The organism is Pseudomonas sp. I8001 (assembly GCF_013385345.1).
GTDB lineage: Bacteria > Pseudomonadota > Gammaproteobacteria > Pseudomonadales > Pseudomonadaceae > Aquipseudomonas.
Window position 1 is genome coordinate 82,379 of the sequence record NZ_JACAQC010000005.1, and the last position, 16,296, is coordinate 98,674.

Annotated in this window: 10 protein-coding genes; 9 read left to right on the forward strand and 1 reads right to left on the reverse strand. The window is 63.3% G+C overall.

Annotated features, from left to right (window positions below):
• Window positions 1-90: 90 nt before the first annotated feature.
• From HX839_RS02250 to HX839_RS02290, 9 genes are all read left to right on the forward strand, one after another.
• Complete coding sequence (locus HX839_RS02250; RefSeq protein ID WP_102368005.1) at window positions 91-486, forward strand: DUF2946 domain-containing protein; 396 nt, start codon at window positions 91-93, stop codon at window positions 484-486.
• Window positions 487-532: 46 nt separating this feature from the next.
• Window positions 533-1,015, forward strand: coding sequence for a copper chaperone PCu(A)C (locus tag HX839_RS02255; RefSeq protein WP_076017993.1), 483 nt, complete (start codon window positions 533-535; stop codon window positions 1,013-1,015).
• A 64-nt stretch (window positions 1,016-1,079) separates the two neighbouring features.
• Window positions 1,080-1,451: a DUF2946 domain-containing protein gene (locus HX839_RS02260; RefSeq protein WP_087693135.1), complete on the forward strand. Its 372-nt coding sequence runs from the start codon at window positions 1,080-1,082 to the stop codon at window positions 1,449-1,451.
• Between the two features lie 93 nt (window positions 1,452-1,544).
• Window positions 1,545-3,617, forward strand: a complete 2,073-nt coding sequence (locus HX839_RS02265; RefSeq protein WP_177066687.1) for a TonB-dependent copper receptor — start codon at window positions 1,545-1,547, stop codon at window positions 3,615-3,617.
• A 116-nt stretch (window positions 3,618-3,733) separates the two neighbouring features.
• Window positions 3,734-5,116, forward strand: a complete 1,383-nt coding sequence (locus HX839_RS02270) for a PepSY domain-containing protein (RefSeq protein ID WP_177039721.1) — start codon at window positions 3,734-3,736, stop codon at window positions 5,114-5,116.
• 152 nt (window positions 5,117-5,268) lie between these two features.
• A complete protein-coding gene (locus tag HX839_RS02275) occupies window positions 5,269-7,374 on the forward strand; it encodes a TonB-dependent siderophore receptor (protein ID WP_177049150.1) in 2,106 nt (701 codons plus the stop codon).
• Window positions 7,375-7,513: 139 nt separating this feature from the next.
• Window positions 7,514-8,302 carry an ABC transporter ATP-binding protein gene (locus HX839_RS02280; protein ID WP_177066688.1) on the forward strand — a complete coding sequence of 263 codons (789 nt, stop codon included), beginning with the start codon at window positions 7,514-7,516 and terminating at the stop codon, window positions 8,300-8,302.
• Entirely contained in the window at window positions 8,299-9,246 is a 948-nt protein-coding gene (locus HX839_RS02285; protein ID WP_008439045.1) for an ABC transporter substrate-binding protein, read from the forward strand. Before HX839_RS02280 ends, HX839_RS02285 begins: the two co-directional genes overlap by 4 nt.
• Window positions 9,243-10,253 carry an iron ABC transporter permease gene (locus HX839_RS02290; RefSeq protein ID WP_003217368.1) on the forward strand — a complete coding sequence of 337 codons (1,011 nt, stop codon included), beginning with the start codon at window positions 9,243-9,245 and terminating at the stop codon, window positions 10,251-10,253. Before HX839_RS02285 ends, HX839_RS02290 begins: the two co-directional genes overlap by 4 nt.
• Here the strand turns inward: HX839_RS02290 and HX839_RS02295 are convergent.
• Window positions 10,250-16,171 (reverse strand): hypothetical protein, encoded by a 5,922-nt coding sequence (locus HX839_RS02295; protein WP_177066689.1) that lies wholly within the window; start codon window positions 16,169-16,171, stop codon window positions 10,250-10,252. The genes HX839_RS02290 and HX839_RS02295 overlap by 4 nt on opposite strands.
• Between the last annotated feature and the right edge of the window lie 125 nt (window positions 16,172-16,296).

A 16,296-nucleotide genomic window follows, 5' to 3' on the forward strand; every position in this document is an offset into this window, starting at 1 on the left:
GCGACACCAAACCACACCGCCCCTTTTTACTTATCCTCCCCGATCAGGCTAAATACCCACCTGATCGCTTAACCCTACGGATTGTCCGCCATGGCCCGTCAACGCTTTGCAATTGCCTGGATCGCCTGCTTTGCAGTGCTGTTCAATGCGTTTGCCATGCCGATGGCCGGAGCGATGCAGCGCTCGAACAATTCCCTCGACCAACTGCTCTGGGGCAGTTTCTGCTCCTCCAATGCCAACAAGCTGACGGCCATTGCCCTGGGCAAGCTGGAGATTCCGGCGCCGCAGCAAGACGATCACTCCACCATGCAGCATTGCTGGTGCTGCTCGGGCTCGGCGCCATTAGTGGCGTTGCCGGGGCATTCACCAACACTGTATTTCGCAAGATTCGACGCGGTGCAAGACCTGCCGCCGCCGTCATTGCAATCCCCCACCCCGCGCCAGCAATGGCCGAGCCTTAACCCCCGCGCCTCTCCAACGGTCTGATTTCTTCGCAAGTGAACTGCGTTTAGAACCGTTCTGGAGAACTGCCATGCTCAAATCTTCCCTGCTTCTGGCTGCGTTGTTGCTGCCGGTGTGTGCTGCTGCCAATGCCGAAGACTTCAAGGTCGGCGAACTGGTGGTGAGCGAACCCTGGTCCCAGGAACTGCCGCCCAATGCGCCGACCGTCGCGGCGTATTTCGTGATTCATAACCAGGGCGAGCATGCGGATCGCTTGCTCAGCGTCGACACGCCCGTGGCCGCCAAGGCCGAACTGCATGAGCATGTGATGCAGGGCGATCTGATGAAGATGCAGCAGGTGACCAGCGTCGCGGTGCCGGCCAAAGGTGACCTGACGTTCGCGCCCATGGCCTACCACGTGATGCTGCTGGACCTGAAGGACCGCAGCGTTTTGCGCGACGGCCAGCATTTTCCGCTGACCCTGAACTTTGAAAAGGCCGGGCCAGTGAAGGTGGAAGTGTCAGTGCAGAAGCAGCCGCCCATGGCCGGCCACGAACACATGCACGCCCAATAGATAAACCTTGATGGGCGCCCCACGCGCCAGGTTGTCCCCGCACCGCCGTAAGCCTGTAGGCCTTATGCGCGGCAGCTGGATCAGCCTGTTCGCCATGCTGATGATCTTTATCGGTCCGCTGATTTCCCAAGCGATGCCGATGGATCATCACGCCGGCATGTCGATGGAAATGTCCATGGACGCGCCAAGCTGCCATGGCGCCGCCAAGCCTGCGACCGATCACCACAAAGCACCCGACGAACACCACGTGCTCTGGGAAAAGTGCGGCTATTGCAGCCTGCTCTTCAGTTGCCCGGCGCTGCCTGGCAGCGTGTCGTTTGTCACCCTCGGCAGCCCGCCGCCCGCCAACGCCCTGACCCCCGCCCCACGCCTGGGCCATGCCCGGCAAACCGTGTTCCCCGGTGCCCGCAGCCGTGCCCCGCCCATCATCACGTAAGCACTTCACACCGTTACTTCACCCCGGCCGACTTTAGACAGACAGCCGCAGGCTGCTGGCCGTGTTGTTTACGAATGAATGATGGAATTTTTCATGTCCAGGTTTTCTGCTGACACCCGTTTGGGATGTACTCCCGTTTTCGCCGTTCTGTGTGGCGCGCTGCTGGTTCCACAGGCCCACGCCGACGAACATGCCGACCACAATGAACTGAGCCCGACGGTGATCACCGCCATTGCCCCCAGCTCACCACTGACCGTCGTCACCAACCCGAAAGACCCGCGCCAACCGGTGCCCGCCAGCGATGGCGGCGACTACCTCAAGACCATCCCCGGCTTCGCCCTGGTGCGCAACGGCGGCACCAACGGCGACCCGGTGCTGCGGGGCATGTTCGGCTCACGCCTGAACATCCTCACCAACGGCAGCATGATGCTCGGCGCCTGCCCCGGCCGGATGGACGCGCCCACCTCCTATATCTCTCCGGAAACCTACGACAAGCTCACCGTGATCAAAGGCCCGCAAACCGTGCTCTGGGGCCCGGGCGCTTCAGCCGGCACGGTCCTGTTCGAGCGCGAGCCAGAGCAGTTCGGCGAGCTGGGCACGCGGGTCAACGCCAGCATCCTGGCGGGCTCCAACGGGCGTTTCGACAAAGTCGTCGACGCAGCAGCCGGCGGGCCGCTGGGTTATGTGCGGGTGATCGGCAACCAGGCCCACGCCGATGACTACAAGGACGGCAACAACGACACCGTCGCCTCGCGCTACGACAAGTGGAACGGCGACGTGGCCGTGGGCTGGACCCCGGACGCCGACACCCTGCTGGAACTCACCGCCGGCCGTGGAGATGGCGAAGCCCGCTACGCCGGGCGTGGCATGGACGGTTCGCAGTTTTTGCGCGAGAGCCTCGGACTGCGCTTGGAGAAATCGAACATCGGCGAGGTGCTGGATAAGGTCGAAGCACAGGTCTACTACAACTACGCCGACCACGTGATGGACAACTACACCCTGCGCGTCCCGTCGGGCACCGGGATGATGGCCGGGCCCATGGCGGCCAACGTCGACCGCCGCACCCTCGGCGCCCGTATCAAGGCCACCTGGCGCTGGGCCGATGTGCAGTTGATCAGCGGCATTGATGCACAAACCAACGAACACCGCGAACGCAGCGCCATGGGCGTCGACACCTACAAGGACCTGCCCCGCAGCAAGGACGCCAACTTCCACAACTACGGGGTGTTCGGCGAACTGACCTGGTACGCCGCCGACCGCGACCGCCTGATCACCGGCGCCCGCGTCGACCGCGCCTCGGCCAAGGATTTCCGGCAAACCATCAGCTCCGGGATGATGAGCAGCCCCAACCCCACCACCGGTAAAACCCGCGCCGATACGCTGCCGTCGGGCTTTGTGCGCTACGAGCACGATCTGGCGGACAGCCCTGCCACCCTGTACGCAGGGCTTGGGCATTCGGAGCGTTTCCCTGATTACTGGGAGCTGTTTTCTCCCGACACCGGGTCGGTCGGTTCCGTGAATGCCTTCGACGGTGTGAAGCCTGAAAAAACCACCCAGCTGGATTTCGGCCTGCAATACAAATCCGCCGATCTCGATGCCTGGGCCTCGGGCTACGTCGGCCAGGTGCGTGATTTCATCCTGTTCGACTACCAGCCGGGAATGATGGGCACCACCTCCCAGGCGCGCAATGTGGACGCGCGAATCATGGGCGGTGAATTGGGCGCAGCCTACAAGCTGACCGCCAATTGGAAGGCCGATGCCACCTTCGCCTACGCCTGGGGCAAGAACACCAGCGACGGCAAACCGCTGCCGCAGATCCCGCCGCTGGATGCGCGCTTCGGGCTCACCTACAGCCAGGACGACTGGAGCGCCGGCGCCTTGTGGCGGGTGGTCGCGGCGCAAAACCGCATCGACCAGAACAAGGGCAACGTGGTGGGCAAGGACTTCGACAAAAGCTCGGGGTTTGGCGTGTTCTCGCTGAACGCGGCGTATCGCATCAACAAGAATTTCAAGGTCAGCACCGGCGTCGACAACCTGTTCGGCAAGGCGTACGCCGAACACCTGAACCTGGCCGGCAACGCCGGGTTCGGCTACCCGGCCAATGACCCGCAAGCCATCAAGGAACCGGGGCGCACGCTCTGGACCAAGGTGGACATGAGCTTCTAAGCGCATCGCAGGCAAGCCGGCTCCCACAGTTGCAATGCATTCCACTGTGGGAGCGGGCTTGCCCGCGATGGCGTCCTCGATAACACAAAAAATCCAAGCCTTTGCGGAGCACCCTGATGAACCCACCGAAGATTTCCTTCTACAACCTGGCCTGGCGCTGGCATTTCTACGCCGGGCTGTTTGTCGCGCCGTTCATGGTGCTGCTGGCCCTGACCGGCATCATCTACCTGTTCAAACCCCAACTCGACCCGCTGATGTACGGCAACCTGCTGACCGTGCAAAGCGCCGAACACGCGCTGAGTGCCGACGAGCAACTGCAACGTGCCCAGGCTGCCTATCCACAAGGCAAGATCAGCAAGTACCTGCCACCTGCCGACGCCACCAGCAGCGCGCAATTCGTGATGCACAACGACGGGCGCGAAGTGACTGTATTCGTCGACCCGTATCGCGGCACCGTGCTCGGCGAACAGGACGCCAAGTACAACCTGCAAGCCATCGCCCGTGCGCTGCATGGTGAGTTGATGATCGGCACCGTCGGCGATCGCCTGGTGGAACTGGCCGCCGGCTGGGGTGTGATGCTGGTGATTTCGGGCGTGTATCTGTGGTGGCCGCGAGGCAAGTCGGCGGCGGGCATTCTGTGGCCACGGCTGGGCAGTCGCGGCCGCTTGTTCTGGCGCGATTTGCACGCGGTCGCCGGTTTCTGGGGCGCGGCGTTCCTGCTGGTGATGCTGCTCAGCGGCATGACCTGGACCGGCTTCTGGGGCAAGCAATACGCCGAGCTGTGGAATAAATTCCCGGCGGCCATGTGGAACAACGTGCCGCAGTCCGACCAGCAGGCCCGCAGCCTCAACACCGCGAGCCAACAAACCGTGCCGTGGGCCATGGAAAACACGCCGATGCCGATGTCTGGCGAGCATGCCGAGCACATGAAGCACGCCGGCATGAGCCAGGGCCCGGCAGCCCCGAGTATCCGCCTGCAACAGGTGGTCGACCTCGCCAACTCACGCAAGGTCGAGCCCGGCTACAGCATCACCTTCCCCACCACTGCCGAAGGCGTGTTCACCCTCGCGGTGTTCGCCAACGACCCGCGCAATGACGCCACCCTGCATGTGGACCAATACTCCGGCAAGGTCCTGGCCGATGTGCGCTGGGAGCACTACAACAGCGTGGCGCGGGTTACCGAATCGGGCGTGATGCTGCACGAAGGCAAGATGTTTGGCGTGGTCAATCAGATCATCGTGCTGCTGATTTGCCTGATGATCCTGCTCAGCGCCGTCAGCGGTGTGGTGATCTGGTGGAAGCGTCGGCCACAGGGCAGCCTGGGGGTTCCACCGTTGCGCCATGACCTGCCGAAATGGAAAACCGCGATGGTAATCATGCTCGGGCTGGCGATTGTCTTTCCGCTGGTGGGCGCCTCGCTGATCGTGGTCTGGGCACTGGATCGCCTGGTGCTTTCACGGTGGTTTGGCCAACGTGAATCTGCCTCAGGTTCAGCGTGAAACAGACGAGATGCCCTACCTAGAGGCGTTATGTAGTCTTACGCGGGCTTTCGCCCACGCCGCACAAAGTGTTATGTTGTAACACTTAATGCGTTCCCCCACTCGCCGCGCCCTGCGGCGAGTACCGTCTCGAAGAAGCGATTTATCGTCCGATGAACAAGTACCTTGCGTCCGGCCTGTGCCTGCTCGCCCTTCAAAACACTGCCCAGGCCCTGACGCTTCCCGCCAGTGCCGTCTCAGCCCCCGCCGTCGACGACGAGCGCGTCGACCTGAACACCCCGACCACGGCAGGTTCACGCCTGAACCTCACGGCCCTGCAAACCCCGGGCAGCGTTGAAAGCCAGACCGGCGAGCAGATTCGCGCACGGGGCGATGCCACGGTGCAGGACGCGATTTCCCGGGCCACCGGCATCAGCCGCACCGGCACGCCGGGCGACGGCGGTACCTCGTTGTCGGCACGCGGGTTCACCGGCCAGAGCTCGGTGCTGCAGTTGTACGACGGCGCGCGCATGTTCGATGGCGCGGGCACTTCCACCTTCCCGGTGGACACCTGGTCCGTTGAGCGGGTGGACGTACTGCGCGGCCCGGCCTCGGTGATGTACGGCCAGGGCGCCACCGGCGCGGTGATCAACACCATCGCGAAGAAACCCTTCGAGGGCGAGATCGAAAACCATATCCGCCTGGGCTACGGTTCTTATGACCGCCAGCAGCAAGCCCTCGACAGCGGCGGCTCGCTGACCGACACCCTGAGCTATCGCCTGAACATCAACCGCCTGCGCAGCAACGGTTTCATCGACCGCGGCGAGTCCGGCAGCGACTTCGTCAGCGGTGCCCTGCGCTGGCAGGCGGCGGATAACCTGAGCTTCACCCTGGCCTCCGACTACGGCGACCAGACCCCGCAAAACGACTACGGCACACCGCTGATCAACGGCCAGTTGCACAAGGGCCTGCGGGACAAGAACTACAACGTCAGCAACGATATCCAGCACTACAACGACCAGTGGACGCGCCTGACCAGCGAGTGGCAGATCAACGACAACGTCACCGCCACCAACGAACTGTCCTACCTGAAAAACCAGCGGCGCTGGCAGAACGCCGAGAGCTACAACTACGTCGACGGCGGCCTGGTGCGCCAGAGCTACCTGGGCATCAAGCACAACCAGGAACAGGTGGGCGACCGCCAGACCTTCACTTTCAAGCACACGCTGTTCGGCCTCGACAGCCAGACGGTGACGGGGGTGGAGTACAACCGCATTCGCTTCCGCCTGGCCAGCAACTCGCCGTTCGATGACCTGACGAACGCCGGCCAACCGGTGGACATCAACCACCCGGTACCGCAGCCGTTTGAAAGCGCCAGCCCCTTCATTCCGCAGTCCGTCAGCACCACCAAACAGCTGGCTGCGTTCGCCGAAAACCGCCTGCAACTGACCGATAAACTGTCGCTGATCACCGGCGTGCGCCGCGATTACCTGCACATCGACAGTGACTCCCTGGTGGATGGCAGCGACTCCAACAAGACCTTTACCGGCAACAACTGGAAAGCCGGCCTGGTCTACGCGATCACCCCGGACACCTCGGTCTACGGCCAATACGCCACCAGCACTGACGGCGTTGGCAGCCTGATCACCCTGAGCCCGAGCCAGCAGCAGTTCGGCCTGTCCACCGCCAAGCAAACCGAGATCGGCCTCAAGCAGGCGTTCTGGGATTCCCGTGGTGAATGGACCCTGGCGGCCTACCACATCGTCAAAAAGAAACTGTTGGTGAGCGTTCCAGGCACCACCCTCAAGGAACAAGTCGGCCAGCAATCCTCCAACGGCCTGGAAGCCAGCCTCGACCTGCAACTGCCCAATGCCTGGCAACTGCAAGCCAACGCTGCGATCGTGCGGGCGCAGTACGACGACTTCTCCGAAGTGGTCAACGGCCAGTCCGTGTCCCGCGACGGCAACCGCCCCACCGACGTGCCGCGTCGCACCGCCAACCTGTGGCTGAGCAAGGCCATCACTGACGACGTGCGTGCCGGTGCGGGCGTGCGTTATGTAGACTCGCGTTTCGCCAACACCGCCAACACCAGCGAAGTGCCGAGCTACACCGTGGTCGACGCCAGCGTTTCATGGAAAGCCATGCGCAACACGACATTGGGCCTGCAATTGAATAACCTGTTCGACCGCACTTACGCCGTCAGCCAATACAACGACGGCCAGCAATGGATCCTGGGCGAGCCGCGCTCGTTCTTCGTGACGGCGGACTACACCTTCTAACTGAACGCAACACTGTCCAAATGTAGGAGCGGGCTTGCTCGCGAATGCGGTGTGTCAGGCACTGTATCTGTTACTGATCCACCGCTTTCGCGAGCAAGCCCGCTCCCACATTTGTCCTGTGTTGGACCTGAGAGTAAAGATGACCTCACTCAACCTCACCGCCCTCGCCTGGACCCCACCAGGCCACGAGCACTGTCATCACCAGTTCCAACTGCGTGACGCCAGCCTGCGGGTGAGTGCCGGTGAGTTCGTCGGGCTGATCGGGCCCAACGGCAGCGGCAAGACCAGCCTGCTGCGCTGCGCCTATCGGTTCAGCAAACCGGCTGACGGTGAGGTGCTGCTGGAACACCAGAACGTCTGGAAGCAATCCTCGAAGTGGTGCGCGCAACGCATTGCCGTGGTGCTCCAGGAGTTTCCCGACGCCTTCGGCCTGCGGGTGGATGAAGTGGTCGCCATGGGCCGCACACCGCACAAGGGCCTGTTCGACAGCGATACGCTTGAAGACCAGAACCTGATCCGCCAGGCCCTCGATAACGTCGGCCTGCTGGGCTTTGAAGACCACGCCTTCGCCACCCTCTCGGGCGGTGAAAAGCAGCGGGTTATCCTCGCCCGCGCCCTGGCCCAGCAACCGCAACTGCTGATCCTCGACGAACCGACCAACCACCTCGACCCGCGCTACCAGTTGCAATTGCTGCAACTGGTCAAGCGCCTGAACATCGGCACCCTCGCCAGCATTCATGACCTGAACCTGGCCGCGGCGTTCTGCGATCGGCTGTACGTGATCAACCACGGGCGCATCGTCGCCAGCGGCACACCTCACGAAGTGCTGACCGCCGAATTGCTGCGCGAAGTGTTCGGCGTTGAAGCATTGATCGACACTCACCCCTTGTCCGGCTACCCCCGAATTACCTGGATAACCCAACCATGATCCTGCGCTCCCTGCTGTCTCTCGCGTTGCTGCTCGGCACTTCCCAGGCGTTCGCCGAAGCGACCCATTACCCGCTGAAAATCCAGAGCTGCAACCGCGAAGTGACCTTCGCCGAGGCACCAAAACACGCGGTCAGCCACGACATCAACATGACCCAGATGATGCTCGCCCTGGGCCTCAAGTCGCACATGGCCGGCTACAGCGGCGTGACCGGCTGGAAGTCGGTCACCCCGGAAATGGCGCAGATTCTCGACGGCCTGCCGGAACTGGCGAGCAAATACCCGTCGGTGGAAACCCTGCTCAACGCCAACGTCGACTTCTTCTTCGCCGGCTGGGACTACGGCATGCGCGTCGGTGGCGACCTCACCCCGCAAACCCTGCAACCGTTGGGCATCAACGTCTACGAGCTGACCGAGTCCTGCGCCTTCGTGATGAAGCGCCCGGCGGCCACCCTGGAAGACACCTATAACGACCTGCGCAACCTGGGCAAGATCTTCGATGTGCAGGACCGCGCGAATGCCTTGATCGCACAGATGCAGGCACAGGTCGCCCAAGTGCAGGAAAACCTGCCGGCCGACAAGCCCCGCGTGTTCCTCTACGACAGCGGCGAAGACCGCGCCATGACCTCCGGCCGCCTGGGCATGCCCCAGGCGCTGATCGACGCCGCCGGCGGGCGCAACATTCTCGATGACGTGGACGCCAGCTGGACCCGGGTCAACTGGGAAACCGTGGTGGAGCGCAACCCGCAGGTCATCGTGATCGTCGACTACAGCGAAATCACCGCCGAGCAAAAAGAGCAGTTCCTGCTGAACAACCCGGCGCTGCAATCGGTGGACGCGATCAAGAACCAGCGCTTTATCGTGATCCCCTACGTGCAGGCCACGCCGGGCATCGACAACGTACTGGCGGTTGAAACCCTGGCCAAGGGGTTTCACGGCGAATGATTACCCGTCGCTATGCCCTGCTGCTGAGTGCCCTTGGCGCGTTGTTGCTGATCTCATGCGTGGTCTCGCTGGGGTTCGGCTCGGCGCGGGTACCGGTGGACGTGGTGTGGCGGATCCTGCTGCATAAAGCCTTCGGCGTTGGCGAGGTGGACTGGAGCGCGGGGCAGGAACATATCGTGTGGCTGATCCGCGTGCCGCGCATGCTGCTCGGTGCCCTGGTGGGCGCCGGGCTGGCGTTGATCGGTGCGGTGTTGCAGGCGGTAACGCGCAACCCGCTGGCGGATCCGCACCTGCTGGGCGTGACTTCCGGCGCCACCCTCGGTGCGGTGATCGTGGTGCTGCATGTGGGTGAAGTGATCGGCCTGCTGACCCTGCCCATCGCGGCGTTCATCGGTGCGTTGCTGAGCATGATCGTGGTGCTGGCGGTGGCCAGTCGCAACGGTCGGCTGGAGAGTGACCGCCTGCTGCTGTGCGGGGTGGCGGTATCGTTCGTGATGATGGCGGTGGCCAATTTGCTGCTGTTCATGGGCGACCATCGCGCGGCCTCGGCGGTGATGTTCTGGATGCTCGGCGGCCTCGGGTTGGCGCGCTGGGAACTGCTGGCCATTCCCTTCGCCACGGTGTTGCTGGGGCTGGTGTTGCTGCTGGGGATGGCTCGCCCGTTGAACGCGCTGATGGCCGGCGAACAGACCGCCGTGACCCTGGGCCTGAACGCGCGCAATGTGCGGCTCAAGGTGTTCCTGATCGCCTCGCTGATGACCGGCGTGCTGGTGTCCATCAGCGGCTCCATCGGCTTTGTCGGGCTGATGGTGCCGCACATTGCCCGGCGCCTTGTAGGTGCCGAACACCGGCGTTTGCTGCCGGTGTGCGTGCTGTTGGGCAGTGTGTTCCTGGTGTGGGTGGATGTGGCGGCCCGCACAATGATTGCCCCCGAAGACCTGCCCATCGGCGTGGCCACGGCGGCCATTGGCGGGTTGTTTTTTATCGGGCTGATGCGGCGGCGTTAAACCCCCTGGTCGGCCTGCTTGAATGCATGCAACAAGCGCCGCGCCACCTGGCTGCGGGGTTGCCAGAAGCGATCGGTTTCCAGGATGGTCAGCTTGCCCGAGGTCGCCAACCGGCGGATCACCTCGCTGGGCTTGACCTTCACCACACCCGTGTCTTCGTCGATCCAGTCATCGCGCAGCAACTGGCTTTCGTCCGCGTGATAGCTGGGCTCATACACAATCAACGCGCCGTGCACCGGGGTGAAGTAGTAACGCGCCCCCGCGATCTTGTCCTGGCGCAGCATCTCGATGAACCCGCGGATTTCCTTCTGGGCAATGAAGTTGTGGGCCAGGCCTTCTTCGTAGCGATCCGCCAGATGCTGGCGCTCGGTGTCGAGCTTGAACAACTGCTGGACGCCCATCACCTTGTAGCCCGCCGGGTAGCGGGTCGATGTGCTGGGGTAGCCGAGGTTCATGATGCCTTCGAACAATGCCTTGTAGGCCGGTGTGTCCGGCCGCAGTCCCACGGCCACCGAGGGGCCCGGGTCTGCCACCGGTTGCACGGCGATGAAGGTGTCGCTGTCGCCGTTGCCCAGCACCGCTCCCAGCCGCGCCTGGTGCTCCAGCGGCACAACCTGTTGCCATACCTGGCGCGCGGCATCGTCCGGGTGGGCGCACAACGGGCCCAGGGCCATGCGGGTATCGCGCACTGCCAGTGTCGTGGCCAGGCGCTTTATCCGGGGCAACAAGGCATCCCAGAACGGGCTGCTGTCGAGTACCCGCAGCTCGCCGGACTCCACCAGTTTCAACACATGGCTGTCGATGCTGCCACGACTGTTGAGGTGTTTCAGATACGCCGCCTGCCGGCGGCTGGAATCCCAGTCCGGGTCGATCCTCACCGCCTGGTACCGAAACAGTGAGCCGTCGGCACATGACACATGCAACGCCAGGAACCGCTCACTCTGTGCCACCCGCAAAAAGCTCAGCGCCGCCAGCACCACGGCCGGAGCCATCAGTTGCGCGTAGCCTTCGGCCTGGGGCAACTCGGGCGCAGCACGCTGCGGCAGCCTCAGATACAGGCCTTGCAGGCTGTACCCGCTCGGCAACTGCCCGCGCAGGAACGCCCGGTCGAGGGCAAAGCCCAGGTCGTCGCCCTTGACCGGCGCACAGGCGACAAAATGCCCATTGTCGGAGGACTTGAGAATCACGCCAAAACTCAAATCGGCGCGCCCCTGGGCGTATTGATGACCATAGCGTGCCGCGTCGTCGGCATGCTTGAACACCGGGCCCAGCTGCCGATCCGCCACGGCATGGACCGCCGCCTGCGGCGCAACGTAGGCCAGGCCGGGCATCCAGCCCGGCAGCACACGCTGGGCAGAGCCCCACAACGGGCCGCCCTCCAGTACCTGCAAAGTCCCCACCCGCGCCAGCTGATTGACCAGCTCGGTGGGGCTCTTGCGGCCGCTGCGCATCTGCTGCTCGACGGCATTGCTGTAAGGGTCGTGCAGCGCAAGGCTGTTGGGGGCCAGGGAGGTTTCCAGGTGGCTGAGCAACTGCGTCGCTTCGTTGCGCCGGGCCGAATCCAGCAAGCTGCGCTCGGCGTCCTGGGTACTGAAACCGATGAGTGAGCCGTCGGGCGTCAGCAGGTATTCGTGGGTCCACAGGTGACCCGACTTCAGGGCGGTCTCCAGTACTTTGGTCGAGAACAGGTTTTGATACACCGCGTTTTCTTCAGAGGGTAACCAGAACTCCAGCACCCGGGCGACACGTGACCGGTAGCGCGCGACCATTTTCCAACCAGGGGCCAGCAGCGCCTGGCTGACGTCCAGGCCCGGCAGGATGACGTTCGGGTCGAAGTCTTCACTCAACACCGGCACCGCCAGGGTCGCGACAAACTTGCCGTTGCGCTGCAACACCAGCCCGCCTTGCAGCGTGTCGCGCTGTGTGCCCAACTGTTGCTGGACGTAACGCACCGCATCGGCCTGGTTGCTGAACAGCGGGCTCAATGGGCGACGCATAAAGTTGGCGAAGGCGGTCCATGGGGCCTGGCTGACATCCAGCTTACCCGCCAACGCCCAGCATTCGCTCGGCACCAAAACGCTCAACCAGCTCAACTTCGCCACTTCGTTGACAAACCCGACCGCCGAGAGCTGCCCGCTGGCCATCAAGGTCTGCACGTCTTCATAGACCCCCGACGGCTGGCGGACCGGGTTGAACAGCGTCGATGCCACCGGCGTTTGTACCTGCAGCAGCGCCTGGTCCAGTGTCGAGATAAACACCGGCAAGCCCGTCAGTGCGCCTGTCTCCCGTTGGCGCTTGGCCTCGACGGTGGCACTGGCCAGATCCCCGGCCGAAATAAAATGCTGCGCCAGCCAGTGTTCGGCGGTGGTCAGCCCCTGTGGCATCCAGTTGCGCCGGTAAACCAAGGCGTGCAGTTGATAACCCGTGGGGTAAATGAACTCGCCTTCGTCATCCACGGCAAACACGGCGCTCAAGGCGAACAGCCCGGCCCTATTCCAGGCGGGTACAAGCTCGGAGCAGACAAAGGCGTCCTGATCGCGATGCTTGAGCATGAAACCGAAACCGGTTTGCGTCGGTGCTTGATGGTCCAGGCGCGTGTGCAGTGCCCGAGCCGCGTCAGCGGCACTGGCGCAGACCGGGCCATAGGCAATCTGCTCCGGACGTTCGCGCCGGGGTATCGGCAGGCGTGGCCGCCAGTGTTCGGCGATCAGCCCCGGCGTGCCCCACAACGGGTTGGCCTGCACCACCCGCACGCTGCCGGCCGCCGCCACCTGGCTGATCCACTCCCGCGCCGTCAGCGTGCCGCTGGCCAGGTTGAGGGCCGTTGGGCTGCGATGGGGCAAGGGGTCGAGCGCCTTGAACAGGTTCGCCTGGGCGGCAGAGTCGATCAGGTCATACGCCAGCAAACAATCTTCGGCGCCCGACAGGTAGGCCACGGACACCTGTTGGCGATTGCGGATCAGCGTGTGCACGTCCAGGGCGCTGAACATCTGCGCCTCCAGGCAGGCATCGTCCCGCGACCAGCCCGGGCGCTGCAGGCGCTCGGGTTCCAGCAACGAAACCCCGCGGCTGGAACCGTACACGGCCTTCAGCATGTGACCGGGCGGGAGCAGCGAGCGGCCCTTGACGTCCTGAGGGTAGACAACGCCCAGGGCAAAGCGCCCGGCGTCGCTGGCCGGCAATGGCTCGGTGGCCACGTAGAGACCGTCCGGGCGCTGCAGGATATAGCCGCAGTATTCGCCCTCACGCCAGCTGCCGATTTGCCCGTGGGCGTAGCGTGCCGCGTCTTCTACCTGGAGAAACCCGCGGCTCAGTTGCGGGCGGGGTGCCAGGGCGTAAGGTCGCCAGGTGTCGGCGACCAGCCCCGCCACATCCCACAACGTGCCCGGTTGCAACACCGACAGCGCCCCGGCGGCGGCAACCTTCTGGATCACGTCGTGGGGCGTCACGGTGGCGGCCCGCAGTTCATCCCCCAGCCCGTTGTCCGTCACCCGGCCATCGGGCAGCACCTGGTAGAGCTGGCTTTCTTCGGCCGAGCCGGAAGCGTCATAGGCCAGCTGAGCGCCGTCCGCCGTGCAGAGGTAGAAGGCCAGATTGCTCTCGGGGTGGATGCGCAGCGCGGCAATCCCCTGGGCAAAATCCGTGGTGTCGATAAAGCCCTCGTACAACCAGGGTTCGGCGCCGATGCCGGTGGCGTCCGGTGCGCTGCGGCAGTACCAGCCACGCAGGGCGAAGCCTGGCGGCAGGCTGGCATTGCCAAAAACATTCGCCAACACGAAAAGGGTTTCGCCGGCGGGTATCGGTGCGCAAGGCTCGCTGACCACATACTGCTCTGCACTCGAGTGCTTGAGGATGCAACCGACTCGCCGGCCATCCGCCGTTGCCTGCATACGGTCATGGGCATAACGGGCGGCGGTTGCCAGGTCAGTGAAAACCCAGCTCAGGGGCGTATCAATGGGGGCTGCGGCGGCGAAAGGCGTTTCGGGCTCCCAGGTGGCCGGGACCCGGCCCTGGACGTTGTACCAGGTCTCATCCGCCAGCAGCACCGTCAACTCACCGAGTTTTACCAGCTCTTTGATCAGCCCTTCACGCGTGCCGTCAAAACCTTGTACGCGGGCCACACCTTGGCCATCGCGTTCAACTTGTGCCAGGTACTCGCCGAATTCACGCTCGGCCCGAGAGCCGCTGACAGCGTATTTGATCAACGTACCGTTCGTTCCGCTGGTGTAAAGCACCTTGATCTGATCGGAAAAAACCAGCGTCATGTCGATCGCTTGAGTCGACGGTGTACTGATCAGGAACGCCAGCTGTCGCGAGGTTTTTTGAGGATAGTTGGCACGCACCTCGGCCAGGTCGTAGACAGGTCGATTGAACTCGCCAACCATTTGGTGCCCTTCAAGCTCGACCCGCGTCAGAACGTTGTCGGTGGGCAATGCCCCGCCCCACAACGACAGCCACCTGTCAGGGTCTGACAGCCTGGACGCCACAAACAGCCCATCGCTGCGCTTGAAGATGTAAGCCTGGAGAAAAGAGCCGTGGGGTGAACCCACCTTGTAATGCAGGTAGCGTGCGACATCATCGGCAGTGACGAAGGCAGGGCTCAGCGACGCATGGACTTTCGCGAAGGCCCTCCATTGCGGTCCTACCACCCCGGCCTTGTCCCATACCCGTCCGGGCTCAACCACCGTCAGCGTGCCGACGGCAGCCACTTGCCGGACAAACTCGGAAGGGCTCAAGGTAGCGTCCTTCAAGCGTCCGTCGAGATCCGCGCCGCGATTGGCGAACAGCTGGGACTGCGCCTGCGAGCCGGTGCAGTGGTACATCAGCAGCGCGCCGTCGTTGGCGCGCAAGTAAAAGTGCAAGCCCAGGTCGTCGGTCCCCGCCATCATCACCACGGCAGCCAACGCAGAAGCCGTGAAGAAGTTTTCCGCCAGCCACGACTCTTTCGCCACGGTCGGTTTCGCTTGCGGTGACAGGGAGCAGTAAATACCGAAGGTCAAAAACTCACTGTCCGCCTTGTGCACTTTTGGCAGTGACAACTTGCCACTGGTCAGCGCAAACGCCGCCTTGAGTTCATCCGACGGAAATTCGGCCACGTACTGGTTCGACGCGCTTTTGTACAGGTAGCCAAAGAGACTCTCCTGCCGTGCAAACCCCAGCGGCGGCAAGACTGATCGCACCGCGTCCTGCCACCGGCGGCTGACTTGGCTGGCGAGAGGCGCCAGTGCGTCCTGCCCGATTTGCGACAGGGTTTGATTGAGGGTCCACGGCGCCAACAGTTGGCCAGGCTTTCCACCCAGCTCGGCGTTGGCAACGATGACCCGCAGGTAGCCGGCCCTGGCCGTCTGATTGATAAAGGCGATGTAGTCGTCGAAATCGGCCGCAGGCTTGGCCGCCATCAACGTGTTCAAGAAGCTGGCCTCAGTCGCAGAGCCGCTGCTTTCATACTGGATGAGCGAGCCATAGAACCCGGACAAGTAATAACGGGTGCACAGCATGCGCACCTGGATGATGATGCGCAGGATATTGATGGGGAAAAAGCTGCGATCCAGGCGGCGCTGCGCGCCTGTCCAGTGCTGTATCTGCGCGGAGCGTCGGGTGCCATCCTCGCCGCGCGAACTGTACAGGGCGTGAACGCTGTGGCCCTCGTACGCCAGGAAATTCCTGTTGGCATCGACCTTGAGCAGGTCGCTTTGGAAATCGAATGCAGTGGCGGTGCCGGCCACCGGCACGCTTGGCAGGTACATCCCGTCATCACGCTTGAAAACCAGCCCGCCAAATACCGTCTCGCGCCGGTTGCCGATCTGTTGATGCGCCCAATGGGCGGCATCGTGATCGGTAACGAACGCCGGCCCCAGATGGGGAACCGGCCTGCGCGTGCTCGCCGCTTGATCGTCTTGAATGTGAGTACTGTCCATGTTCATCGTCACTTGAGTGAAGTTAAGAAAACTGGCGCTGCCCCTGGGTTGCCGGGGGCACCAGGCAGGCTTCACTTTCAAGGGTTTGGCCGGACGCAGGCATTAGATAGTTAAGGCTCGGGGCG